We start from the raw sequence: 22,590 nt of genomic DNA, 5'->3' as shown, positions 1-22,590 counted from the left end.
ACGCGTCGTTTACGTGGTATGACGAAAGTTAGCGTGGTCGGTGCGGCCGGGACGGTCGGCGCTGCCGCCGGGTACAACCTCGCGCTTCGGGATATCGTCGACGAACTCGTCTTCGTCGACATCCCGGACATGGAGGACAAGACGGTCGGGCAGGCGGCCGACACGAACCACGGCATCGCCTACGACTCGAACACGGAGGTGTATCAGGGCGGCTACGAGGATACGTCGGGGTCCGACGTGGTCGTCATCACGGCGGGCATCCCGCGAAAGGAGGGGCAGACCCGTATCGACCTCGCGGGCGACAACGCGCCCATCATGGCCGACATCGGGTCGTCGCTGGCCGAACACAACGACGACTTCGTCTCGGTCACCACCTCGAACCCGGTGGACCTCCTGAACCGTCACCTGTACGAGGCGGGCGACAGAGACCGACACAAGGTCGTCGGCTTCGGCGGCCGCCTGGACTCCGCGCGGTTCCGCTACGTTCTCAGTCAGCGGTTCGACACCCCCGTGAAGAACGTCGAGGCGACCATCCTCGGCGAACACGGCGACGCGCAGGTGCCCGCGTTCTCGAAGGTTCGCGTCGACGGCGCGGACCCCGAGTTCACCGCCGACGAACGCGAGGAGATTCTCTCGGACCTCCAGGAGTCCGCGATGGACGTCATCTCCCGCAAGGGCGCGACCCAGTGGGGACCGGCGACGGGCGTTGCTCACATGGTCGAGGCCATCCTCCGCGACACCGGCGAGGTGCTCCCCGGTTCGCTCGTCCTCGACGGCGAGTACGGCTACGAGGACACCGCCTTCGGCGTTCCGGTCAGACTCGGCTCGAACGGCATCGAAGAGGTCGTCGAGTGGGACCTCGACGAGTACGAACGGGACCTCATGGACGACGCCGCCGAGAAACTGAGCGATCAGTACGACGAGATTTCGTGAACTACCCCACCCTACCGCTCGCCTGACGGCTCGCGCTTGAGGGTGAGGCTTCCTGTTTCCACGACGCGCTTTGCAGATACGGACGTATCCACAGGGAGCGCAGCCTCCACAGGCGTTTCTTCGGAGCGTCCCGCTCCTAACCGCTTTTTGACACCGCGAGAAAGAATGTTCCACGCCGCGTTCGCATCTCTATCCGCCTTAAACCCACACGCCGGACAGGAGTGTTCACGAACCCACAGCGGTTTCTCGGTCGAAACCCCGCAGGAGGCACACTCTTTCGTCGTCCCGCGTGGATTCACGGCGACGAAGTGCGTCCCCTCCCGTTCGCACTTGTACTCAAGCATCCGCAGGAACGTCCCCCACGCCGCACCTGCCCGGTTCCGTGAGTTGCCCGGAAGTTCGACCAAACCCTTCGCGTCGAGGTCTTCGACCGACACAAAGTCGTACTCCCGAGCGTAGTAGTTCGAGAGTTTGTGGAGGAAGTCGCGGCGCTTGTTCTTCAACTCGGCATGGCGTTCGGCCACAACGCGGCGCTGTTTCTCCCAATTCGCAGAGCCGTCTTCCTTCCGCGAGAGGTCGCGTTGAGCGCGTTCCAACCGCTCACGTTCGTCCGAGAGGTCGATAGATTCGACGGCGGTTCCGTCCGTATCGTGAGCGTACTTGAGAATCCCCACGTCGATGCCGACGCACCGCTCGGGGTTCTCCGGTTTCTCCGGCGGGCCGTCCGGGGTTTCGACACCGAGAATGGCGTACCACTTGCCGGTGGGTTCCTGCTTGACCGTGACGGTCTTAATGTCGGCGTCATCGGGGAGGTCGCGGTGGAAAGTGAGCGGGATTTCTCCGAGTTTCGAGAGCCACAATCTCGTCCGACCGCTCGTGTTCTTGAGCTTGAAGCCGTCACCAGAAAGCGGAGCTTTCTGGTTGCTAACCAGAAGCCAAAGGCTTCTGGTGACCGGATTGACTGTAGGTGAAACTGCGGTACTCGTCCGGGGCTTTCCACTTGAGCGTCCCGACGCGGTAGCCGTTCTCTTTGCGTCCACGAAGCGTCGAGAGGTTGTCGTACAACCGTTGCACGACTTTCTGAAGCACTTTCGAGTGAACGTTTTTCAGGTCGTTCCACCACTTCTTGAGGCTCAGCAGGAGTTTCTGCTCGCTGTATGCCGAGGTGTCGCCGTTCCGATTCATGCGGTGGAGGAAGTGGTTGTAGACCTGTCTACAGGTATCGACAGTCCACGCTAACTGCTCTTCGAGAGCGTCGGACGGCCGGAGCCGATACCTGTAGTTGTAGTTCATCTACGAGCGTTCTTCGATGAGTTCGTCAAGTTTCTCTTGGACGAACGACGAGAGGTTGAGGTGGTTNAGCCGATACCTGTAGTTGTAGTTCATCTACGAGCGTTCTTCGATGAGTTCGTCAAGTTTCTCTTGGACGAACGACGAGAGGTTGAGGTGGTTGTCCTCAACCCACTCGGCTTGGTCGTCGCGGATAGAGATGTTCTTGCGCGTTGCCACACCACAATATACACAAACTACACAAATAAGAGTTGCGATTACGTGGGCCTGTGGGCTGAGTGACGGACGTGTTTGAGAACCGTGCGGCGTTCACGAGAGCTTTGCTCTCGTGTGCGGACGAGACGCAGCGCGTCTCGTCAACGCTGTATCCCCTCCCTACTCACTCGCTCCACTCGCTCGTTGAGGAAGGGGCCTTAGCGCCTCAATTCAGGTAATCGGAGCGCCGCGTCCGCGTCGGGTCCGGTCCGCGTCCACCCGCGTTCCATTTTTGCGCTCGCCCGGCGAACGGTGAGCTATGTCTTCCGAATCCCTTCCGACGCGCCGCGTCGGCGTCTTCCTCGCCGTCGCCTTCGGCGTCGCGTGGGCCACCGCGGCCGTCATCTACGCCACCGGCGGCCTCGCGAACAGTCCGGTCGTCGTCCCCGGTCTCGGTCTCACGCTCGCGTCCGTCCTCCTCCCGACGGCGTACATGTTCGCGCCGGCCGTCGGCAACGTCGTCGCGCGACTCGTCACCGGCGAGGGCCGGTCGAACCTCCGGGTCCGCCCGCACCCCTCAGAGTCGCTCCGCGTCTACGCCGCCGCGTGGTTCGCCCCCGCTCTCCTCACGTTCATCGGCGCAGCGCTGTACTTCGCCGTCTTCCCCGGTCAGTTTGACCCCGCGCTGTCGGCCTACCGGACGGCGCTGGAGACCGCCGCGGGGGGCGTGCCGGTCGACCCGTGGACGCTCGTCGGTATTCAGGTCGTCGCCGCGCTGACTATCGCGCCGTTGATCAACGCCGTCTTCGCGTTCGGCGAGGAGTTCGGCTGGCGGGCCTACCTGCTGCCGAAACTCCTCCCCCTCGGCGCGACGCGCGCGGCACTCGTCGTCGGCGTCGTCTGGGGCGTCTGGCACTGGCCCATCGTCGCTATGGGGTACAACTACGGCTTCGGCTACGTCGGCGCGCCGTGGACGGGCTTTCTCGCCATGTGCGTGTTCACCGTCGCCACCGGCGTCTTCCTCGCGTGGGCGACGCTCCGGACCGACAGCGTCTGGCCTGCGGCGATAGGGCACGGCGCGATAAACGCCATGGCCGGACTCGGAACGCTGTTCGTCCTCGGCCGTCCCCACTCGCTCCTCGGACCGGCCCCCGTCGGCGTGCTCGCGGCCCTCCCGTGGGTCGCCCTCGCGGCGTGGTTGCTCCTGCGGGCCGACGCGTTCGCGTCGTGAGTGCCGTTCAGCTCCCTCACTTCGTTTCTTTATCGTCCGCGTGCGAGCACCACCGCTCCGACGACGACGGCGGCCCCGAGGAGGAGGAGTCCGGTCGCGAGGCTCCTGTCGTCCAGGCTGTACAGTACCAGCGCGCCGTTGGCGGCGAGAAGCACGCACAGACCCCCGGCGGCGAGGAGGCCGACTCGTTCGAATGTGGAGGACATCCCCAGACCGTTCGCGTCGACCGACAAAGAATCCCCGCGCCCTCCGGAGCACGACCCAGGGGAAGCGACCGACTCCGACGGCGTCGCGGGATTCGACGCCACCTAAGAGAAGAATAACGCGAGCCTGACTGTCTCCTCAAGCCGATATTTTGATGGTCTCGGTACCGGTCCGCGCTGTCGCGGGAGCGACCGGTCGGACGGGGCGGTAGGACTCGCGTACGATGCGTGAGTGGCCTGTTAACCGCTGTTAACCGTCGGTTACGCCCGCAGTAGTCTCCGCGTAGTTAGGTCCGTCTCGGGGATTCTATGCGGTATGAGCGCAGACGTGTACCGATACGACATCGTCGACGGCGTCGCCCTGTTCGACCTCACGGAGTTTGCGGTCGGCGGCGGCGTCCTCCTCGAACGGTTCTTCGAGACGGTTACGGCCGTCTACTCGCGCCCCGACGTGGACGCGTCGGTGTTCGTCCTCGACGACGACGGCGGCATCAGCAAGTGGTTCTTCGAGCGCTTCGACGCGCTCGCGGCCGAGATAGACGAGTTCGGCGTCCGGCGCGTGGCGTTCGTCGGCCCCACGGCGAAGCAGGTGGCGCTTCGCGGGCGCCTCCGCGGCACGAACGTCGTCGTCGAGACGCCCGACACGCCGCAGGACGCGGTGGACTGGGCGCGGGGACTCGAACCCTGAGTTGAAAATTAAGGGACCGCCCGCTACAACCGCTCTTTGAGCGTTGCCGCCGTCTTCTCGCCGATGCCCGGCACGTCGGTCAGATCCGACACCGTCGCCCCGCGGACGTTCTCGACGCTGCCGAACCGACGTAGGAGCGCGCGCCGCGTCTTCTCGCCGATGCCCGGCACGTCGTCGAGGACGGTCCGAACGTCGTCGCGGAGCGTCTGGTGGTACTGGACAGCGAAGCGGTGGGATTCGTCGCGGACGCGTTGCAGGACGTGTAGATGCGGTGAGTCGGCGGGCCAATCGTGCACCCGGTCGGGCGTGATGACCAGTTCCCGGTCCTTCGCGAGGGCGACGACGGGGACGTCCCAGCCCACCTCCGCGACGGCGTCCGTCGCCGCGCCGAGTTGGCCGTCGCCGCCGTCGATGAGGAGCAGGTCGGGGTCCGGTCTGTCGTCGCGCCCCTCGACGGCGCGTTGGGCCCGCCAGCGGATCAGCGCGCGCATGTTGTCGTAGTCGTCGTTCCGTTCGGGGAGCTTCTTCCGCCGGTAATCGGCCTTCACGGCGTCGCCGTCGACGAAGCAGACGTCGCTACCGACGACGGCCTTCCCCTGGGCGTGGCTCACGTCGAACCCCTCGATGCGGGAGATGCCGGGGATGCCCAACGCGTCCGAGAGGGCGCCGAGTTCGTCGTTCCGGGCCGGCCCGCGCCGGGCGTTCTTCAGCGCCAGTTCGACCAGTTTGGCCTCGCGGCCGGCGCCGGGGACGCGGACGTTCACGCCCTCCGCGCGCAACCACGCCAACACGTCCTCGTCGTCCGGACGCTCCGAGAGGAGGATGGCGTCCGGTAACTCGCGTTCGGCGTAGTACTGGGTCAGAAAGGCCGAGAGCACGGCCGCCGAGCGCTCGCCGCCCTCGGGGGCGTCGAGGCGGTGGCGGGAGCGGTCGACCAGTTGGCCGCGCTTGCTGTGCAGGCGCGCGACGGTGGCCGCGTCGCCCTCGATGGCGACACCTAGCACGTCGACGGCGCGTTCGTCCGACTGGGAGGCGACGGCCTCCTCGCCCGCGCCGTGGAACGACTCCACCGCTTCGAGTCTGTCGCGGGCGTTGGCGGCCCGTTCGAAGTTCTCCGCTTGGGCGGCCTCCTCCATCGTCCGGCGGAGCGGGTCCGCGAGAACGCCCGTCTCGCCCTCGAAGAAGCGAACGACCGACTCCACGTCGGCGAGGTAGTTCTCCTCGGATATCTCGCCGGTGCAGGGGGCCGTGCAGAGACCCATCTCGTAGTCCAGGCAGGGTCGGTCGCGGTTGGCGTACTTATGGTCCGAACAGCCGCGGATGCCGTAGTACTCCCGCAGCGCCTTCACCACCGTCTCGACGCGGCCCTTGTCGGTGTACGGCCCGAACACCGTCGCCCCCTCCTCGGGGTCGCGCGTCACGTCGATTCGCGGCACCGGGTGGTCCGTCAGTTGGACGAGCGGATAGGATTTGTCGTCCTTCAGGCGGACGTTGTACCGCGGTTGGTGGCGCTTGATGAGGTTGGCTTCGAGGAGGAGCGCCTGCGTTTCGGTGTCCGTGACGGCGAAGTCGATAGCCGCCGCGTGGTCGACCATCCGCCGGATGCGCTCGCCGCGCGGGTCGGCGTACGACCGCACCCGGGCGCGGATGTCGACGGCTTTGCCGACGTACAGGACGGTGTCGCCGTCGAGGAACTGGTAGACGCCGGGCCCCGTCGGGAGGTCGTTCGCTCGTTCGCGGACGTCGCTCGCATCCATCTACGCGAGATTACGCCCCGAACGGCTTGAGGCTGACGCGCGGAAAAACAGCGCCGGTCGCGGAGACAGTTACCGTCCGTCGTCGGCTTCGCTCGCGGGCACGGCGTCCGAGCGGTTCGTCGGCGACGCCGTTCCCTCGATTTCCCGCGCGTCGGCGTCGAGCGACGTCTCGAAGGCCTGCGCCGCGCGTCTGAGGTCGCACCCCAGGGGGGTCGCGTCGTACTTCCCCTCCGCGGTCCGTTCCACCACCCCACCCGACTCCAGTTTCGGAAGGTGGATGTGACCGAGGGAGATTTCGATGTCGGTCTTCCGCGTTCCGTCCGGTTCGACGCCGCCCGCGTCGGCGGTACGGCGACGCGCGACGATTCGCCGCGCCAACTCCTCACGGCCGAGCGGTTCCTCCGCGTCGGTCAACACCGCGAGCGCTCGCCGCCGTCGCTCGGTCGATAGCATCTCGTACAGGACTCCGATGTCTTCCCGCCCCATGGTGTCTGGAGAACTGTTTTGCCCGCAGTTAATACTTACTAAAATTACATTTTATTTCCGACAGTTGGGCGGACGCGGCTCGTCGTCGCCGGACCGCTCACCGCCGGACGGCGGTTCCCCGCGGACCAACTCCGGAGACGGCGGATGCTCCGTGAGCGACAGGGTCAAGCGTCCGGTGACCGAGAACGTCGATGTGAGCGACTCTGACACCGACTCCGACGCCGGCGACGAGGACGTCCAGTGTTGGCTCGTCGAACGGACGTACACCGACCGCGGCCTCATCGACCTCGTGTACGCGACGCCCTCGGGCGACCGAGTGCGGCGAAAACAGATTTCGGCGACCATCATGCGCCAACGCGGTACCGAAGCCACCGCGGCGACGACGGTGGCGGCCGCGGACCTCGAACCCGTCGACGACGCCGAGACGCGCGAGCGCTACCGCACCGAGGTCGAACGCGTCCGCGGGGAGTACGCCCCCGACGACGAACTGTAAGCGCGGTTTTCGACCCGAGAACCCCCCCACCCGCGCCTCCCAATCTCAACGCTGATTTTCGCACCAAACGCTTTATCCGGGGAACGGACTACCCTCGCCCATGGCCGCCATCGAACTCGACGAGGTAACGAAGCGGTTCGAGGAGGGCGGGAGACTCTCGCGCCTCGTCGACTCCGTTCGGAACGCCGAGCGTTCCGACGACGTTACCGCAGTCAGAAACCTCTCGCTGACGGTCGAGGAGGGCGAAGTGTTCGGTTTCCTCGGTCCGAACGGCGCGGGGAAATCGACGACCATCAACATGCTCCTCGACTTCGTCCGCCCCACCGAGGGCGCGATTCGCGTCCTCGGCTTCGACGCCCGCGACGAGAGCGTCGACGTGCGCGCGCGGACCGGTGTCCTCCCCGAAGGCTTCGACGTGTACGACCGCCTCACCGGACGGCAGCACGTCGAATTCGCCGCCTCCTCGAAACGACTCGACGAGGACGAGGCCGACGTCGACGCCGTCCTCGAACGGGTCGGCATCGCCGACGCCGCCGACCGGAAGGCCGGCGGCTACTCGAAAGGGATGCGCCAGCGCCTCGCCTTGGCGATGGCGCTCGTCGGCGACCCGGACCTGCTCGTCCTCGACGAACCGTCGTCCGGCCTCGACCCCGCCGGGGCGAAGGAGATGCGCGACATCGTCACCGAGGAGGCCGAACGCGGGACGACCGTGTTCTTCTCCAGTCACGTCCTCGAACAGGTCGACGCCGTCTGCGACCGCGTCGGCATCATGCGCGAGGGCGAACTCGTCGCCGTCGACACCATCGATAGCCTGCGCGAGAAGTCCGACGCCGACTCCACGCTCCGGGTCGAGGTGGCGGGGGACGTTTCGGCGCTGGACGTCGAGGCGGTCACCGCACTCGACGGCGTCCGTTCGGTCACCGTCGACGCCGCCGCCGACTCGCTCACCGTCTCCTGCGTCGGCGACGCCAAGATGGCCGTCATCGACGAGTTGGAATCTCAGGGGCTCGACGTGACCGACTTCGAGACGCGCGAGGCGTCGCTGGAGGACCTCTTCCTCTCGTACACCGGTCACGACGCCCCGGAAACGGACGAAGCGGGCGACGGGCAGGAGGCCCACGCATGACGTGGCAAGCGGTCGCCCGCAAGGAGTTCGACGACTCCATCCGCTCGCGCTGGCTCCACGGGTCGACGCTCTTTTTCGTCCTGTTCCTCGGCGGCGCGGCGGCGCTGGCGTTCGGCTTCCTCCTCCCGGACCAGTTCAAGGACGCGTCGAACCTGTTCGGCTTCTTCGTCGACCTCGGCATCTTCAGCCTCTCGTTCCCCGGACTGTTCGCGCTCATCCTCGGGTTCGTCGCGCTGTCGACGTCGTACGGGTCGATAACCGAAGAACGCGAGACGGGAACGATAAAGCTCGCGCTGTCGCTGCCGAACTCGCGCATGGACCTCGTGGCCGGGAAGTTCCTCGGCCGCGGCGCCGTCGTCGTCGCCGCGCTACTCGTCGGGTTCCTCGCGGCGTTCGTCGCCCTCCTCGCCACGGGCACGTCGATCGGCTTCGAGTCGTTCGTCCCGATGATAGCGCTGACGGTGCTTCTCGCCCTCGCGTTCGTCTCCGTCGGTCTCGGCATCTCCGCCGTCGCCGACTCCAACCGCGAGGCGACGCTGGCGACGATGGGGCTGTACCTCATCTTCGGCATCCTCTGGAAGCCCATCGCCGAGGGCATCCCGAAGCTTCTCAACTACGCCGCCGAGGAGGCCGGCGTGGGTGCGCTGGAGAACTTCACCCGGGTGAAGATAGGGCTGTTCCTGAAGTATCTCAACCCGCTCCGGACGTACGAGACGCTCGTCGCGCAGGTGTACTACGGCCCCGCGCGGGCCCGTCTGGTCAGCGCGACGACGGGCGAGCAACTCGCCGTGGCCAACCAGTTCGCTCCGGCGCAGGGCGGCGTGCCCATCTACCTCTCCGGGGGGGCGATGCTGCTCGTCTTCTTGGCGTGGATAGTCGTCCCCACCCTCGTCGGCTACTACGTCTTCCGCGAGCGAGACCTCTGAATCCGAGACGCGTCAGAGTCCTTTTCGCGAGTTCTCTCCCGACTGTCCGCTCTCTTTACCGATCCGTCGAAAGACCGTATCGCGTCGTGCGCTGCTTCTCACCGGTCTCCGTCGACCGACGGGAGCAGCGACAGCGCCCGGTCGACGAGGTCCGGGTCGTACGTCCAGACGCCGCGAAAGGTTTCGTCCGGCCGCTGTTCGGCGACGAGCGCCACCCCCTGTTCGCGCTCCTCGCCGCCGTCGAACACGAGAAACCAGTAGCGACCGATCTCCTCGGCGGGTTCGGTGTGCAGCGTCGCGTTCGGTTCATCGAGCGGTTCGACCCGCTCCCCGTCCGCGACGTAGATGTGCACGTCCAGCGCCGTTTCGGCGGCCAACTCCCGGTACAGCCCCCGCTGGGGAGCGAACGCCGTCGCCGACTGGAACCCCGTGTGCAACACCCCGTTCCCCACCCGCCACGCGCGGTCCTCGAACTCCCGCACGGTCAACAGCAGTTGGCGTTTCGACAGTGACGCGAACACCGTGTCGTCCAGCAATTCGACGATGATAGCGTATGCCTCGGAGTGCTCGTCCATCTCGCCGCGCCGGTTTCGGGACCAGCCGACGTGTTCGCGGAGCGCTTCGACGGGCATCGCCCCCCGGAACTGTCCGCCCGCCCGGACGATGAGGAACGGTTCGGGTCCGCGCGGCGGAATCGCTCGGAACTCGACGTCGAGGTTCCGAGTGTCCAGCCGTTCGATGAGGTCGCCGGCCTCCGGCGCGTAGTACGTGACTGACTTTCGGCGTCGCTCGGCCGCATCCAGTATCGCCCTCAGACCCGCCGCGTCGTCGCTTGCCATCTCGGGTCCCTCACGTCCTCCGGCCGGCGACGGCCCGCTCGTACTGGTAGCTGAACTTGATGAGCACCGTTATCGGCTCCGGCGGCGACGAGAACCGCACCGCGCCCGTCTCGATGTCGTACTCCACGAGGTCGCTCTCGGCGAGCATCGGGAGGTGGTTGTGGTGGAGTGCGACCAGCACGCGCTCGTGTTTATCCGGGCCGGCGGTGCCGTCCTCGTCGTCCAGTTCCCACCCCACTAAGATGTCGGCTAGCTCCCCGACCGTCGTCTCCGGACGTTCTAGAAGGAACCACAGGATGCGTCGCCTGCGACGGTGCGAGAGTACCCGAAACAGCGCGTCGGGTGACGGGACGCCCGAGAGACTCTCCCAGTCGTAGCCCTCGTACTCCGAGAGAGCCGAATCGTCGTCAATCATCTCTGTCAATCTCGTACCGAACTGTGCATTCGCTGTCAGACCGCTTCAAACCACCGGAAATCGTAAGAAAGTGAAACGTTAGAGGCGGGCACTCACCCGGTGGAAACCCGGTCTCCGGCGCTATTCTGAGATATTCAAATAACTTGAATCAGTTCCGTTCAAACGGCCGGCCGGACCGACCGACTACGGTGGGTAGTCGACGCCTCGCGCTTCGAGAAGGGCCGCGAACGCCTCCTCGTCGACCTCTTCCACGTCGTTCTCGGCGGCGTCGTCGCGCTTGGACTGCCCGGGGCCCTCGCCGACGACGAGGTAGTCCGTGTTCCCGGAGACGCTTCCGGTGGCGTTCGCGCCGTGTTCCGCCACCAGGTCCTGCGCCTCCCCGCGCGTCACCGACAGCGACCCGGTGAAGACGAACGTCAGTCCGTCCAGTTCGTCGTCCCCGTCCGTCGCTTCCGCTTCGGGTTCGACGCCGAGCGACCGCAACTCCGCGACGGCCTCGCGGTTGGTCTCGGTGTCGAAGAACTCGCGTATCTTCTCGGCGACGGTTGGCCCCACGTCCTCCACCTCTTCTAACTCTTCCGTGGAGGCGTCCATCACGGCGTCGAGGCCGCCGAACGCGCGGGCGAGGTTCCGCGCCGTCGACCCGCCGACTTCGGGCACGCCGAGGCCGACGAGAAACGCCGACAGCGACGGAGACTTCGCCGCTTCTATCTCGCGGACGAGGTTGTCCGCGCTGGTCTCGCCCCACCCCTCCAGTTCGGCCAACTCCTCGCGTTCGAGTCGGTAGAGGTCCGGTAGGCCCGTCACGAGACCCGCGTCGACCAACTGCTCGACGCGTTCGCCGCCGAGGCCTTCGATGTCCAACGCGCCGCGCATCGCGTAGTGGTCCACGGCGCGCACGAGTTGTGCCTCGCAGGCGAGTCCGCCGGTACAGAACGCCAGCGGTCCCTCGCGTTCGACCGGACTCCCGCAGACGGGACACGCCTCGGGGAACGCGAACGTCCCCTCCGCGCGCTTCTCGACTACCTCTTCCACGTCCGGAATCACGTCGCCCGCGCGTTTGATTCGCACCTCGTCGCCCACGTCGACGCCCAACCGCTCGATCTCCTCGGGGTTGTGCAGCGACGCCCGCGAGACGGTGACGCCGCCCACGTCGACGGGTTCGAGCAGAGCGACGGGCGTCAGGCGACCCGTCCGGCCCACCTGCACCACCACGTCCGTCACCGTCGTCACCTCCGACCGGGCGGGGAACTTGTACGCGAACGCCCACCGGACGGAGCGACTCGTCTCGCCGAGTTCTTCGCGCCGGTCTCTCCTATCCACCTTGATGACCGTCCCGTCTATCTCGTAGTTCAGGTCCTCCCGCGCGGCCATCATCTCCTCGCGGTAGGCGATGGCGTCGTCGATGCTCTCGGCGTCGGCGTCCACCGCCTCGTTCGTCCGCAGACCCCACGCCTCCAGTCGGTCGAGCGTCGCCGACTGCGTCTCGGGCACCTCGCTGGCGTCGAGCACGTCGTAGAAGAAACACTCCAGCGGTCGGTCGGCGGTGACGGAGGGGTCCAACTGTCGGAGGGTGCCGACGGCGGCGTTGCGCGGGTTGGCGAACGGTTCCTTCCCCTCCTCGACCCGTTCGCGGTTCAGTTCGCGGAAGGCGTCCTTCGGCATGTACACCTCGCCGCGGACGGCGAGGAAGTCGGGGTGGTCGCCGCGCAGGCGGAGCGGAACGGAGCGAATCGTCCGCACCTGCCGGGTCACGTCGTCGCCCCTGTCGCCATCGCCGCGGGTGGCCGCGCGGACGTACTCGCCGTCCTCGTAGACGACTTCGACCGAGAGGCCGTCGAACTTCGGTTCGCAGACGTACGTCACCTCCCCCACCGAATCGCGCACCCGCCGGTCGAACTCGCGCACGTCGTCCTCCTCGACGGACTGGTCGATGGAGAGCATCCGCGCGACGTGCTCTACCGTTTCGAGTTCGTCCAGCGGTTCGCCGCCGACGCGCCGGGTCGGACTCGACTCGTCGTCGAGTTCGAAGGCGTCCTCGAGATCCTGCAGGCGGGCGAACAGGGCGTCGTACGTCCGGTCGGCCACGAGGGAGTCGGCGGCGACGTAGTAGCGGTAGTCGTGTTCTCTGATCGCCTCTCGGAGCCGTTCGGCCTCGCGTTCGGCCCCCTCGCGCGAGAGCGATTCAACCGGCTCGAAGTCGGTGTCCGGGTCCGAGAGGAAGGGATTCGAGGGGTCGGCGTGCTCCGGTTCGCCCGCGTCCACCGGCGCCGTCCCGGCGTCGCGTTCGCCGGCGCCGTCCCTCGCGTCCACGTCTCCGCCTCCGTCCGCGTCCGCGTCGGCCTCGTCGCTCATTGCCTGCCCGTCGGTCCGCCGGCGCGAAAAGTCATCGGAACGCGAGTCGGTCGGACCCGTGTGAACGAACGGTAGCGACGGCGACGTTTGCACGCACCCGCACCGCTTATTCGTGGGGACCACAATCGACCACCTATGACAGAGGACTTTCTCCTCCTCAACCCCGGCCCGGTGCCGGTGACCGACGAGGTGTCGGCGGCGATGGACGAACCCATGGTCTCGCACCGGTCCGCCGACTTCGAGGCGGTGTACGAACGCGCGCAGGACGGCTTGGACTACGTGTTCACGGAGTCGACGCTCGACGGCGCTTCCACCGCCCCCGAGTCGGGCGGCACGTCGCTCGTCCTGAACGGGACGGCGACGATGGGCATGGAATCGGCCGTCGCCAACCTCGTGGGCGAGAGCGACGAGGCGGTCTCGCTCGTCAACGGCAAGTTCGGGCGCCGCTTCGCCCGCATCGCCGACCGTCACACCGACGAGGCGACGCGCGTCGAGGCCGAGTGGGGCACCTCCCTCTCCCTCGACGACGTGCGCGAGGCGGTCACCGACGACACCGAAGTGGTGACGATGGTTCACAACGAGACGAGCACCGGGATTCTGAACCCCGTCGCAGAGGTGGGCGAGATAGCCGCCGACCACGACGCCACGTTCGTCGTCGACGGCGTCACCTCCATCGGCGGCGACGAGTTCCGCCTCGACGACTGGAACGTCGACGTCGCCGTCACCGACTCGCAGAAGGCGCTGGCCGCGCCGCCGGGCGTCAGCGCGATGTGGCTCTCGGCGGACGTCGAGGAGAAACTGGACGGGGAGTCCGCGCCGTTCTACGAGGACTTGGAGTGGCACCTCCGCAAGGCGGAGAGCCACCAGACGCCCTTCACGAGCGCCGTCCCCCTGTTCCGCGCGCTGGCCGTCGCCGTCGAGGACATCGTCGAGGAGACGATGCCGACGCGCATCCGCCGGCACCGCCGACAGGCGAAGGCGTTCCGAGAGGGGTTCACCGCGATGGGGCTGGACCTGTTCGCCGACCTGCGGGAGGAGAGCGACTACTCGAACACCGTCACGGCCGTCTCGCTGCCCGAGGAAGTGTACGGCGACGACTGCGAGGCGTTCTTCGACGGCGTTACGGAGCGGAACGTCAGCATCTCCGGCGGGCAGGCGCACCTCGGCGGACAGATATTCCGCGTCAGCAACATGGGCGGTCTGCCCGACGACGCCATCCTCCGCGGCGTCCGCACCGTCGGCGAGGCGATGGCCGACGCGGGCGTCGACGCGGACGTGGAAGCCGGCGTCGACGCCGCGCGCGCTGAACTCGAAACGGTCGAGTCGGCGCACGCCGACGACTGAGCCCGCGTTTCTCCCTCTCTCCTTGGCCTTGTTGAAACCCTTCGCTGCTGACATTCAGGACAGGTGCTCTACTCGTCACTCACGACCAATGCGACTGAAACTAGCTTCTATACAAAATCGCAAGACGTGAAGAGGGTTTCAACAGAGCCCTCTCCTTCGCTACTCTAACCGACTGCGCGCCCGGTCTCTGACCGAGTCGTCGGGGTCCTCCTCGGCCACCCACCGGAGGAGGAACCGCGAGCGCGGGTGGTCGAGTCGCCCGAGGGCCGTTACCGCCTCCCAGCGGAGGTCCGCGTTGTCGGCGCCTCCGAACGCCGAGGAGCGGTCCCGCTCGGCCCCGCACGCGTCGGCGTTCGCCTCCCGGACGTCGAGGATGGCCTCCAGCGCGTCGAACACCTCGTCGCGGTCGTTGCCGACGCGGCCGAGTGTCTCCACGGCCTCGACGCGGACGGCCGGGCTCGGGTCGTCGCGAGCGAGGCGGCAGAGCCGGCCAATGCCCGCCTTGGTGCTGAGACGGGCGCAGGCGCGACAGGCGCGGCGGCGGACGCCCGGTCGGTCGTCGTCGAGTGCGGCGACGACCGTGGGGATGGCCCGCGGGTCGCCGATGCGGCCGAGGGCGTCGACGACGCTCGGCCGGCACTCCTCGTCCTCGTCGTAGGCGTCGCACAGGGGCGCGACCGACTCGGGGTGCGCCTGCGACCCGAGCGCCTCTATCGCCGTCGCCCTGACGGCGGCGCTCTCGTCGTCCAACCGTTCGAGCAGCGAGCGGACCACGCGCGTCCGCGTCTCCGGGCCGAACGCCCCGCCGTCGTGGTAGTCGGAGGCGCGCGCGCCGAGTTCGACGAAGGCGCCGGCGGCGGCGACTCTGACCGTCGGGTCGTCGTCCATGAGACGGCGCAGGAGGCCGCCCACGGGTCGCTCGTCGGTGAGCCACCGGACCGCGTCGATGGCCTCGCAGGCGACGGCGGTGTCCGGGTCGTCCAGCGCCTCCACGACGAGGGCCTCCGCGTGGACGCTCCGCGTCCCGCTGAGGACGCGGACGACGGTCTCGCGTACCTCCGGGTCGGTGTCGGTTCTGACGAGGCTGGCGAAGTAATCGAGGGCGTTCGTCGGGTCCACGTCGCGGGCCGCGCGGGCGATGGCGCGGCGCGTGGCGGCGTCGGACTCCGAGCGCACGGCGGCCAGTAGCGGGTCCATCGCCTCGGGGTCGCCGACGGTGGCGAGGGCGGCCGCGACGGCCCGGCGCACGTCCGGGTCGGGGTCGGCCAGTCGGTCGACGAGTCCCGGTACGGCCGCCCGGTCGTCCAGCACGTCCAACGCGCGGACGAGAGCGCGGCGGTCCGCCATCGGCGGGTCGGTTCGGAGACAGTTGACGAGGGCGGCCACGGCGTCGTCGTCCCCGCGCCGGGCGAGTTCCGCGGCGGCGGCGGCGCGGCGCGAGGGGTCCGACAGCGAGTCGCGGAGCGACGCGTCCGACCGGTCGGTCAGCGACGGCGCGTCGGTGACGTCGATGTCGCTCAGGTGGACGCGCGAGGCGTGGAGGCGGAGGCGGTCACCCGCGGCGACCGTTTTTCCTTCCGCTCCAGTTTCGACCTCGTCGGGGTCGAACGCCACGGTGCCCGCGCCGACGTGCAGCAGTGCGTACCGCTCGGGGGCGCGGTCGGCAGGCGTGCGCGCTGACGCCGGAATCGGTCCGACGGAGACGACCTCGCCGGCGAAGGCGTGGTCGTGCCAGACGAGGGCGTCCGGGTTCGGTTCGACGTGCCGTCCGACGCCGTCGCCGCGGGCGACCGCCTCGACGTCCGAGAGCCAGATTCGGGCGGCGGCCGGCGCGTCGCGCGCGCAGTCGTCGGCCAGCGTCTCGCCGTCGAAGGCGCCGAAGCGAGCGTCGCCGGCGGCGACGACGGCCGTCTGGGCGTACACCGTCCCGCCGTACGCCGTCTCCGGAACGGCGTCGAGGAGGCGGACGGGCAGGCCCCACTCCCCGAACCCCGCGGCGGCGACGCGGGCGGCGCCGACGCGTTCGCGCATCGGGGCGACGTCCGCCGCCAGCGCGGGATTCGCTCCGACGGCCACGTCGCAGAACGTCTCGGCCGTCCGCAGTATCTCCGTCAGGAACTCCTCCCGGTCGACGGTGACGCCCGTTTCCCCGTCCGCGTCTCCGTCCCCGTCCGAGTTCATTTCCGCGCGCTCCGACCCGACGCCCGTCGTTCCTCCCTCCGCGTCCGTCCGCCGGTCGGCGTCCGGGACGATCCGGACACTCTCGCCCGCCGGGACGAGGCGGTACCGTCCGCCGCCCCCGTAGCACTCGACGGTCGCGGGGTCGTCGGCGAGCACCGACTCCGCGGCGTCGAGCAGTCGGGCGCAGTGCCGACGGAGGCCGTCGCGCCCGCGCGTCAGTTCCCGACCGTCGGCCACCACCCGGACGACCGCGTCGGGATTCGACTCCCCGCCGCGGAGTCGTTCGTACACCGCGGCGTCGTACCCCACCTCGATTCGGGCGTCCACCGCGCCCGTTTGATTCGACATGAGTCGGAGACGTTCTGCGGAGCGAAAAAACACTTCGGTGCGCCCGACTCGCCGTCGTCGGCTACCGTAACCGCAGGTTATATCTCTCACGAGGAATATGCGTGTAGTACATGACACACGGGTTCCACACCCGGAGCCTCCACGCCGGGCAGGAGCCGGATTCTACGACCGGGTCGCGCGCGCCGCCCATCTACCAGACCACCTCGTACCTGTTCGAGGACGCCGACCGCGCCGCCGACCTGTACGCTCTCGACGCCGAGGGCGACGTCTACTCGCGCATCTCGAACCCGACGACGCGCGTGCTCGAAGACCGATTGGCGGCGCTCGAATCGGGCGTCGGCGCCGTCGCCACCGCCTCCGGCATGGCCGCCTTCGACGCCGCCGCGAGCATCCTCGCGTCCGTCGGCGACAACGTCGTCGCGTCGGCCGACATGTACGGCGGCACCTCGACGTACCTCACGAAGATGGCCTCGCGCCGCGGCGTCGAGACGCGCGTCGTGGACACCCTCGACTACGACGCCTACGAGGAGGCCGTCGACGAGGACACCGCGTTCGTTCACGTCGAGACCATCGCCAACCCCTCGCTGAAGACGCCGGACTTCGAGCGTCTGGCCGATATCGCCCACGAGGCGCGCGCCCCGCTGGTCGTCGACAACACGTTCGCGACGCCGTATCTCTGTCGACCCCTCGAACACGGCGCGGACATCGTCTGGGAGTCGACGACGAAGTGGATCCACGGGTCGGGGACGACGGTGGGGGGCGTCCTCGTCGACGGCGGGACGTTCCCCTGGGAGCACGCCGACTACGACGAACTCTCGGGGGAGAACCCCGCTTTCGGCGTCGACTTCACCGAACGGTTCGGCGACCGGGCGTTCGCAATGGCGGCGCGCCAACGTTCGCTCCGAACGCTCGGGAACCAGCAGTCGCCCTTCGACGCCTGGCAGACGATTCAGGGGGTCGAGACCCTGCCGCTCCGGATGGAGAAACACTGCGCGAACGCCCGCGAGGTGGCCGCCTCCCTCCGCGACCACGACGACGTGGCGTGGGTGTCGTATCCGGGGTTCGAGGACCACCCGACGCACGACAACGCCGGCGAGTATCTGGAACGCGGGTACGGCGGCATGGTCACCTTCGGCCTCGCGGACGGCTACGAGGCGGCCAAGCGCACCTGCGAGAACACCGAACTCGCCTCCTTCCTCGCCAACATCGGCGACGCGAAGACGCTCGTCATCCACCCTGCATCCACGACGCACGCGCAGTTGAGCGCCGACGAGCAACGCGCCGCGGGCGTCGGCCCCGACATGCTCCGCCTCTCGGTCGGCATCGAAGATTCGGAAGACATCGTCGCCGACCTGGACGAATCGATTCGCCGGGCCGCGGAGGCGACGCGGTAAGATGAAGACCGACAGCGGCACCGTCGACGTGGGCGCGTTCGACTTCGAGTGCGGCGCGGACATCCCCTCGCTCGACGTCGCCTACGAGTCCTACGGCGAGTTCGACGGAAGCAACGCGGTACTGGTCTGTCACGCCCTCACCGGCAGTCAGAACGTCGCGGGCTACGGGGAGAACACGGCCGGACAGGCCCGCGCGTGGTGGAACGACATCGTCGGCGCGGGGAAGGCCATCGACACGAACGACTACTACGTCGTCTGCGCGAACGTCCCCGGGTCCTGCTACGGGACGACCGGCCCCGCCTCTCCGGGTCCGGACGGCGACCCGTACGGCACCGACTTCCCGCCCGTCACGGTGGGCGACTGGACGCGCGCCCAGCGTCTCCTCCTCGACGAACTCGGCGTCGGCCGCCTGCACGCCGTCGTCGGCGGCAGCGTCGGCGGGATGAACGCCCTCGACTGGGCGCAGCGCTATCCGGACGACGTGCGCCACCTCGCCGTCGTCGCCGCCGCCGGCCGCCTCGACCCGCAGTGTCTCGCCCTCGACGCCATCGCCCGGCGGGCCATCACCACCGACCCGGACTGGAACGGCGGCGACTACTACGACGGTGACCCGCCGACGGACGGCCTCGCCCTCGCGCGCCAACTCGGTCACGTGATGTACCTCTCGAAGGCGTCGATGGAGCGGAAGTTCGGCCGGCGGGCCGCCGGCCGCGACGCCCAACGGGAGTCGTTCCCGACGGACCCCGCCGCGGCGTACTTCCCCTACCGCGACGTGGAGTCGTACCTCGACTACCAGGCCGAGAAGTTCGTCGAGCGCTTCGACGCCAACTCCTATCTCTACCTCACGCGCGCGATGGACGACTACGACCTCGCGGAGGGCTACGAGGACGACGCCGACGCCCTCGCCGCCTTCGAGGGGGAGACGCTCTTGCTCTCCTTTACGGGCGATTGGCACTTCACGACCGAGCAGTCCGAGTCGCTGGCCGAGTCGCTCCGCGAACTCGACGCGCCCGTCGCCCACCACGTCGTCGAGTCCGACCACGGCCACGACGCCTTCCTCGTCGAACCCGAGAAGGTCGGCCCGCCGCTCCGAGACTTCCTCGACGACGGCGTCGACGGCCGCGCCGTCCACGACACCGAAGAAGAACCCGAGTCGCTGCCGGACGACCGGGACTTCGCGCCGGTGCACTCCTCGCTGTTCAGTCGGTGAACGGCGGTTCGGACCCGAAGCGATTTCCCGCGTCCGAACCACCGGACCGGTATGTCACTCGCGCGTCTCCTCGGTCGTCTCGGCGGCCTCCTCGCCGCCGCCGTCGGTGCGTTCGTCGCCTACTACGGGTTGCTCGTCGGTTCCGTGACGGTTCCGAGAGGGCTGGACGCCCTCCTCGCCGGCGAGGTGAACGTCTTCGTCGTCATCGGTCTCACGGGCGTCGTCGTCGCCCTCGTCGGCCTCGCCGTCGCCGCGGGCCGCGGTCGGTCGTGGGCCATCACCGTCGGCACGCTACTGGTCGCCGTCGCGGCCCTCGGCCTCGTCCTGTACGCGTTCTCGCCCCTCGTCGTGGCCGTCACCGGCGTCGTCGGCTTCCTCCTGTTCTTCTCGGGGGCGTCGCTGAACGGTCCGCGAGGCGACGCGGCGTGACGCCGTCTGTCGCGTCGTTTTAACACCCAGTCACGCGTCCCCACGCGCATGGCGGACGACACAGACCACGCGGACGACGAGAGCGCAGAGAACGAGACGCCCGGATTCAGCACGCGGAGCCTCCACGCCGGGCAAGAACCGGACGCGGCCACCGGCGCGCGTGCGCCGCCCATCTACCAGACCACCTCCTACGTCTTCGACGACGCGGACGACGCCGCGGACCAGTTCGCGTTGGAGAAGGAGGGGTACATCTACTCGCGATTGATGAATCCGACCGTGGCGATGCTGCAGGAGCGACTCGCCTCGCTCGAGGGCGGCGTCGGCGCGGCGGCCACCGCCTCGGGGATGGCGGCGTTCGACCTCGCGACCTTCCTGCTGGCGGAGGCGGGCGACAACATCGTCTCCGCCTCCTCACTGTACGGCGGGACGTACACCTACCTCACCCACACCGTCGAGCGACGGGGAGTCACGACCAAATTCGTCGACACGCTCGATTACGACGCCTACGACGAGGCCATCGACGAGGACACCGCGTTCGTCCACGTCGAGACCATCGGCAACCCCGCCCTCGTGACGCCGGACTTCGAGCGGTTGTCGGAAGTCGCACACGACAACGGCGTCCCCCTGTTCGTCGACAACACCTTCGCGACCCCCTACCTCTGCCGTCCCCTCGAACACGGCGCCGACCTGGTGTGGGAGTCGACGACGAAGTGGATTCACGGCGCCGGCACGACAATCGGCGGCGCCCTCGTCGACGGCGGGTCGTTCCCGTGGACCGAACACGCTGAGAAGTACTCCGAGATAGCGAAGCCGAACCCGGCGTACCACGGCGTCGACTTCTCCGAGCGGTTCGGCGAGGCGGCGTTCACCTACGCGGCCATCGCCCGCGGCTTGCGCGATTTGGGTAACGCTCAGTCGCCGTTCGACGCGTGGAATACGCTCGAAAAGATCGAATCGCTCCCGATGCGGATGAACAGACACTGCGAGAACGCGATGGTCGTCGCGGAGTTCCTCGAAGACCACGACGCCGTGTCGTGGGTGAACTACCCCGGCCTCGAATCGCACGAGACGCACGAGGAGGCGTCGAAGTATCTGGAAGGGGGATACGGCGGCATGATTACGTTCGGCCTCGCGGACGGCTACGAGGCCGCCCGCGGAACCGTCAACGAGGTGGAACTCGCCTCCCTGCTGGCCAACGTCGGCGACGCGAAGACGCTCGTCATCCACCCCGCCTCGACGACCCACCAGCAGTTGACCGAGGACGAACAGGCTGCCGCGGGCGTCACGCCGGACATGGTTCGCCTCTCGGTCGGTATCGAGGACGCCGAAGACATCGTCGCCGACCTGGCGCAGGCCATCGAGGCGGCGACGGACTGAGGCGGGGGACCGTCCGAGCGACTGTCCGAGCGAGAACGACCGACGACGAAGGGGAGAGCGATGGCCGCGGCAGTTCGAGGAGTTCTCCCCGGCACGACGGCCCGACCGCGGTTCAGCGACCGAATGGGTGACGTTTAACGGACGGAGCACCGAACGCAACTCGTGGTCGAAATACTCCTCATCGTCGGCCTCCTCGTCGCCGTCTTCGTCGGCTTCAACATCGGCGGTTCCTCCACCGGCGTCGCCTTCGGTCCGGCGGTCGGCAGCGGCCTCCTCAGCAAACTCGCCGCGGGCGCGCTGATGACCGCGTTCGCCCTGTTCGGCGCGTGGACCGCCGGCCGCGAAGTGATAAAGACGATGGGCGGTCAGATCGTCCCGCAGTCGGAGTTCACGCTCGTAGCGAGCGTCGCCGTCCTCTTTTTCGTCGGCCTCGCGCTGCTCATCTCGAACACGTTCGGCGTCCCCGCCTCCACCTCCATGACCGCCGTCGGCGCCATCGCCGGTCTCGGCATCGCCACGGGAACGCTCGACGAGGGCGTGATGCTCGAAATCGTCTCGTGGTGGATCGTCGCACCCGTCATCGCCTTCTGGGTGTGCGCGATGGTCGGCCGCTACGTCTACCCCTACCTCGACGCGAAACTCAAACTCGACAGTTCGCCGGGGGCACTCGTCGAGCTGGACAGAGACGGCGTCCCGATGCCGAAACTGGGTCCGAACACGACCGTCCGCGAGGCGGCCAGTACGGTTCTCGTCGTCGTCATCGCCTGCTACATGGCGTACTCGGCGGGCGCGTCGAACGCCGCCAACGCCGTCGCCCCCCTCGTCGGTAACGGCGCCCTCGGAATCAACGAGGGCATCCTCCTCAGCGCGGGCGCCATCGGTCTCGGCGCGTTCACCATCGCCCGGCGGACGCTCGACACCGTCGGCAACGACCTGACGGAACTGCCCATCCTCGCCGCTCTCATCGTCGAGACGGTCTCGGCGTCGCTCATCACGTTCCTCTCGTACATCGGCATCCCCGCCAGCCTCGCCGTTTCGGCGACGATGTGCATCGTCGGACTCGGATGGGGGCGGGCGACCCGCACGGTAACCATCGGCGAGGCCATCAGCGGGAAGTCCCCCGGCATGTCGGTGAACGCGCTGACCGCCGAGACGCGCGAGGACGTGCCGCCGGTCGGCGAGGAGTCCGAAACCGACCTCGCCGGGTCGGACTTATTCGACCCCGGGACGACCGGCCGCGTCATCTTCTTTTGGTTGCTCACGCCGTCGCTGTCGGCCGTGGCGTCGTACGCGCTGTTTTCGGCCACGCCGCTGTGACCGTAATCCGGTTTTAGGCCGGCCAAGCGGTCGGATTCTCCCGATTTCGAGGG

20 protein-coding genes and 1 pseudogene are annotated in these 22,590 nt (G+C 68.1%); 12 read left to right on the top strand and 9 right to left on the bottom strand.

The window, feature by feature from the left end; genetic code table 11:
- Positions 1–18: 18 nt before the first annotated feature.
- Positions 19–933 carry a malate dehydrogenase gene (mdh, locus tag C474_RS09850; RefSeq protein WP_049916895.1) on the top strand — a complete coding sequence of 305 codons (915 nt, stop codon included), beginning with the start codon at positions 19–21 and terminating at the stop codon, positions 931–933.
- Between the two features lie 11 nt (positions 934–944).
- Here mdh and C474_RS09845 read toward each other — a convergent pair.
- Together C474_RS09845 and C474_RS23320 are read right to left on the bottom strand one after the other, a co-directional pair.
- A pseudogene (locus C474_RS09845) lies at positions 945–2,226 on the bottom strand (RNA-guided endonuclease InsQ/TnpB family protein).
- Positions 2,227–2,319: 93 nt separating this feature from the next.
- Positions 2,320–2,442 carry a hypothetical protein gene (locus C474_RS23320; RefSeq protein WP_004971932.1) on the bottom strand — a complete coding sequence of 41 codons (123 nt, stop codon included), beginning with the start codon at positions 2,440–2,442 and terminating at the stop codon, positions 2,320–2,322.
- Between the two features lie 295 nt (positions 2,443–2,737).
- Here C474_RS23320 and C474_RS09840 point away from each other — a divergent pair, with 295 nt between their 5' ends.
- On the top strand, positions 2,738–3,649 hold the full coding sequence (locus C474_RS09840; protein WP_008386347.1) for a CPBP family intramembrane glutamic endopeptidase: 912 nt from the start codon (positions 2,738–2,740) through the stop codon (positions 3,647–3,649).
- Between the two features lie 29 nt (positions 3,650–3,678).
- Here C474_RS09840 and C474_RS22355 read toward each other — a convergent pair whose 3' ends face one another.
- Positions 3,679–3,855 carry a hypothetical protein gene (locus tag C474_RS22355; RefSeq protein WP_160166831.1) on the bottom strand — a complete coding sequence of 59 codons (177 nt, stop codon included), beginning with the start codon at positions 3,853–3,855 and terminating at the stop codon, positions 3,679–3,681.
- A gap of 313 nt (positions 3,856–4,168) precedes the next feature.
- On the opposite strand from C474_RS22355, the gene C474_RS09835 reads away from it, so the two are divergent.
- Positions 4,169–4,540 carry a hypothetical protein gene (locus tag C474_RS09835; protein ID WP_008386346.1) on the top strand — a complete coding sequence of 124 codons (372 nt, stop codon included), beginning with the start codon at positions 4,169–4,171 and terminating at the stop codon, positions 4,538–4,540.
- A gap of 23 nt (positions 4,541–4,563) precedes the next feature.
- Here the strand turns inward: C474_RS09835 and C474_RS09830 are convergent, their stop codons facing one another.
- Positions 4,564–6,297, bottom strand: coding sequence for an excinuclease ABC subunit C (locus C474_RS09830; protein ID WP_008386331.1), 1,734 nt, complete (start codon positions 6,295–6,297; stop codon positions 4,564–4,566).
- A gap of 69 nt (positions 6,298–6,366) precedes the next feature.
- Entirely contained in the window at positions 6,367–6,783 is a 417-nt protein-coding gene (locus C474_RS09825; protein WP_008386330.1) for a DUF7344 domain-containing protein, read from the bottom strand.
- Positions 6,784–6,976: 193 nt separating this feature from the next.
- On the opposite strand from C474_RS09825, the gene C474_RS09820 reads away from it, so the two are divergent.
- The 3 genes from C474_RS09820 (at position 6,977) to C474_RS09810 (ending at position 9,328) form a co-directional block, all read left to right on the top strand.
- Positions 6,977–7,276: a hypothetical protein gene (locus tag C474_RS09820; protein ID WP_049916901.1), complete on the top strand. Its 300-nt coding sequence runs from the start codon at positions 6,977–6,979 to the stop codon at positions 7,274–7,276.
- Between the two features lie 100 nt (positions 7,277–7,376).
- Positions 7,377–8,402, top strand: coding sequence for an ABC transporter ATP-binding protein (locus tag C474_RS09815; protein WP_008386326.1), 1,026 nt, complete (start codon positions 7,377–7,379; stop codon positions 8,400–8,402).
- A complete protein-coding gene (locus C474_RS09810) occupies positions 8,399–9,328 on the top strand; it encodes an ABC transporter permease (RefSeq protein ID WP_008386325.1) in 930 nt (309 codons plus the stop codon). The genes C474_RS09815 and C474_RS09810 overlap by 4 nt, the downstream gene beginning before the upstream one ends.
- 98 nt (positions 9,329–9,426) lie before the next feature.
- Here the strand turns inward: C474_RS09810 and C474_RS09805 are convergent, their stop codons facing one another.
- The 3 genes from C474_RS09805 to ligA all read right to left on the bottom strand — a co-directional run bounded on the left by C474_RS09805 (position 9,427) and on the right by ligA (position 12,937).
- Positions 9,427–10,167, bottom strand: coding sequence for a DICT sensory domain-containing protein (locus C474_RS09805; RefSeq protein WP_008386324.1), 741 nt, complete (start codon positions 10,165–10,167; stop codon positions 9,427–9,429).
- A gap of 10 nt (positions 10,168–10,177) precedes the next feature.
- The gene (locus tag C474_RS09800) at positions 10,178–10,582 is read right to left on the bottom strand and encodes a DUF7344 domain-containing protein (RefSeq protein ID WP_008386323.1); all 405 of its coding nucleotides are present in this window, start codon (positions 10,580–10,582) and stop codon (positions 10,178–10,180) included.
- 183 nt (positions 10,583–10,765) lie between these two features.
- Positions 10,766–12,937 carry an NAD-dependent DNA ligase LigA gene (ligA, locus tag C474_RS09795; RefSeq protein ID WP_008386322.1) on the bottom strand — a complete coding sequence of 724 codons (2,172 nt, stop codon included), beginning with the start codon at positions 12,935–12,937 and terminating at the stop codon, positions 10,766–10,768.
- A 135-nt stretch (positions 12,938–13,072) separates the two neighbouring features.
- Here ligA and C474_RS09790 point away from each other — a divergent pair, with 135 nt between their 5' ends.
- The gene (locus C474_RS09790; RefSeq protein ID WP_008386321.1) at positions 13,073–14,281 is read left to right on the top strand and encodes a pyridoxal-phosphate-dependent aminotransferase family protein; all 1,209 of its coding nucleotides are present in this window, start codon (positions 13,073–13,075) and stop codon (positions 14,279–14,281) included.
- A 159-nt stretch (positions 14,282–14,440) separates the two neighbouring features.
- On the opposite strand, the gene C474_RS09785 is transcribed toward C474_RS09790, so the two are convergent.
- Positions 14,441–16,810, bottom strand: coding sequence for a HEAT repeat domain-containing protein (locus C474_RS09785; protein WP_049916894.1), 2,370 nt, complete (start codon positions 16,808–16,810; stop codon positions 14,441–14,443).
- Between the two features lie 110 nt (positions 16,811–16,920).
- Between C474_RS09785 and C474_RS09780 the strand changes: the two genes are divergently transcribed.
- The 5 genes from C474_RS09780 (at position 16,921) to C474_RS09760 (ending at position 22,537) form a co-directional block, all read left to right on the top strand.
- The gene (locus C474_RS09780) at positions 16,921–18,204 is read left to right on the top strand and encodes an O-acetylhomoserine aminocarboxypropyltransferase/cysteine synthase family protein (RefSeq protein ID WP_008386319.1); all 1,284 of its coding nucleotides are present in this window, start codon (positions 16,921–16,923) and stop codon (positions 18,202–18,204) included.
- 1 nt (position 18,205) lies between these two features.
- A complete protein-coding gene (metX, locus tag C474_RS09775) occupies positions 18,206–19,414 on the top strand; it encodes a homoserine O-acetyltransferase MetX (RefSeq protein WP_008386318.1) in 1,209 nt (402 codons plus the stop codon).
- 51 nt (positions 19,415–19,465) lie between these two features.
- The gene (locus tag C474_RS09770; RefSeq protein WP_008386317.1) at positions 19,466–19,843 is read left to right on the top strand and encodes a hypothetical protein; all 378 of its coding nucleotides are present in this window, start codon (positions 19,466–19,468) and stop codon (positions 19,841–19,843) included.
- Positions 19,844–19,891: 48 nt separating this feature from the next.
- Positions 19,892–21,220, top strand: a complete 1,329-nt coding sequence (locus C474_RS09765) for an O-acetylhomoserine aminocarboxypropyltransferase/cysteine synthase family protein (RefSeq protein ID WP_008386316.1) — start codon at positions 19,892–19,894, stop codon at positions 21,218–21,220.
- A gap of 162 nt (positions 21,221–21,382) precedes the next feature.
- Positions 21,383–22,537, top strand: coding sequence for an inorganic phosphate transporter (locus C474_RS09760; RefSeq protein WP_008386314.1), 1,155 nt, complete (start codon positions 21,383–21,385; stop codon positions 22,535–22,537).
- Positions 22,538–22,590: the final 53 nt, after the last annotated feature.

Source organism: Halogeometricum pallidum JCM 14848 (genome assembly GCF_000337095.1).
In the GTDB taxonomy this organism is placed as follows: Archaea; Halobacteriota; Halobacteria; order Halobacteriales; family Haloferacaceae; genus Halogeometricum; species Halogeometricum pallidum.
This window is presented reverse-complemented; position numbering and strand designations above follow the sequence as displayed.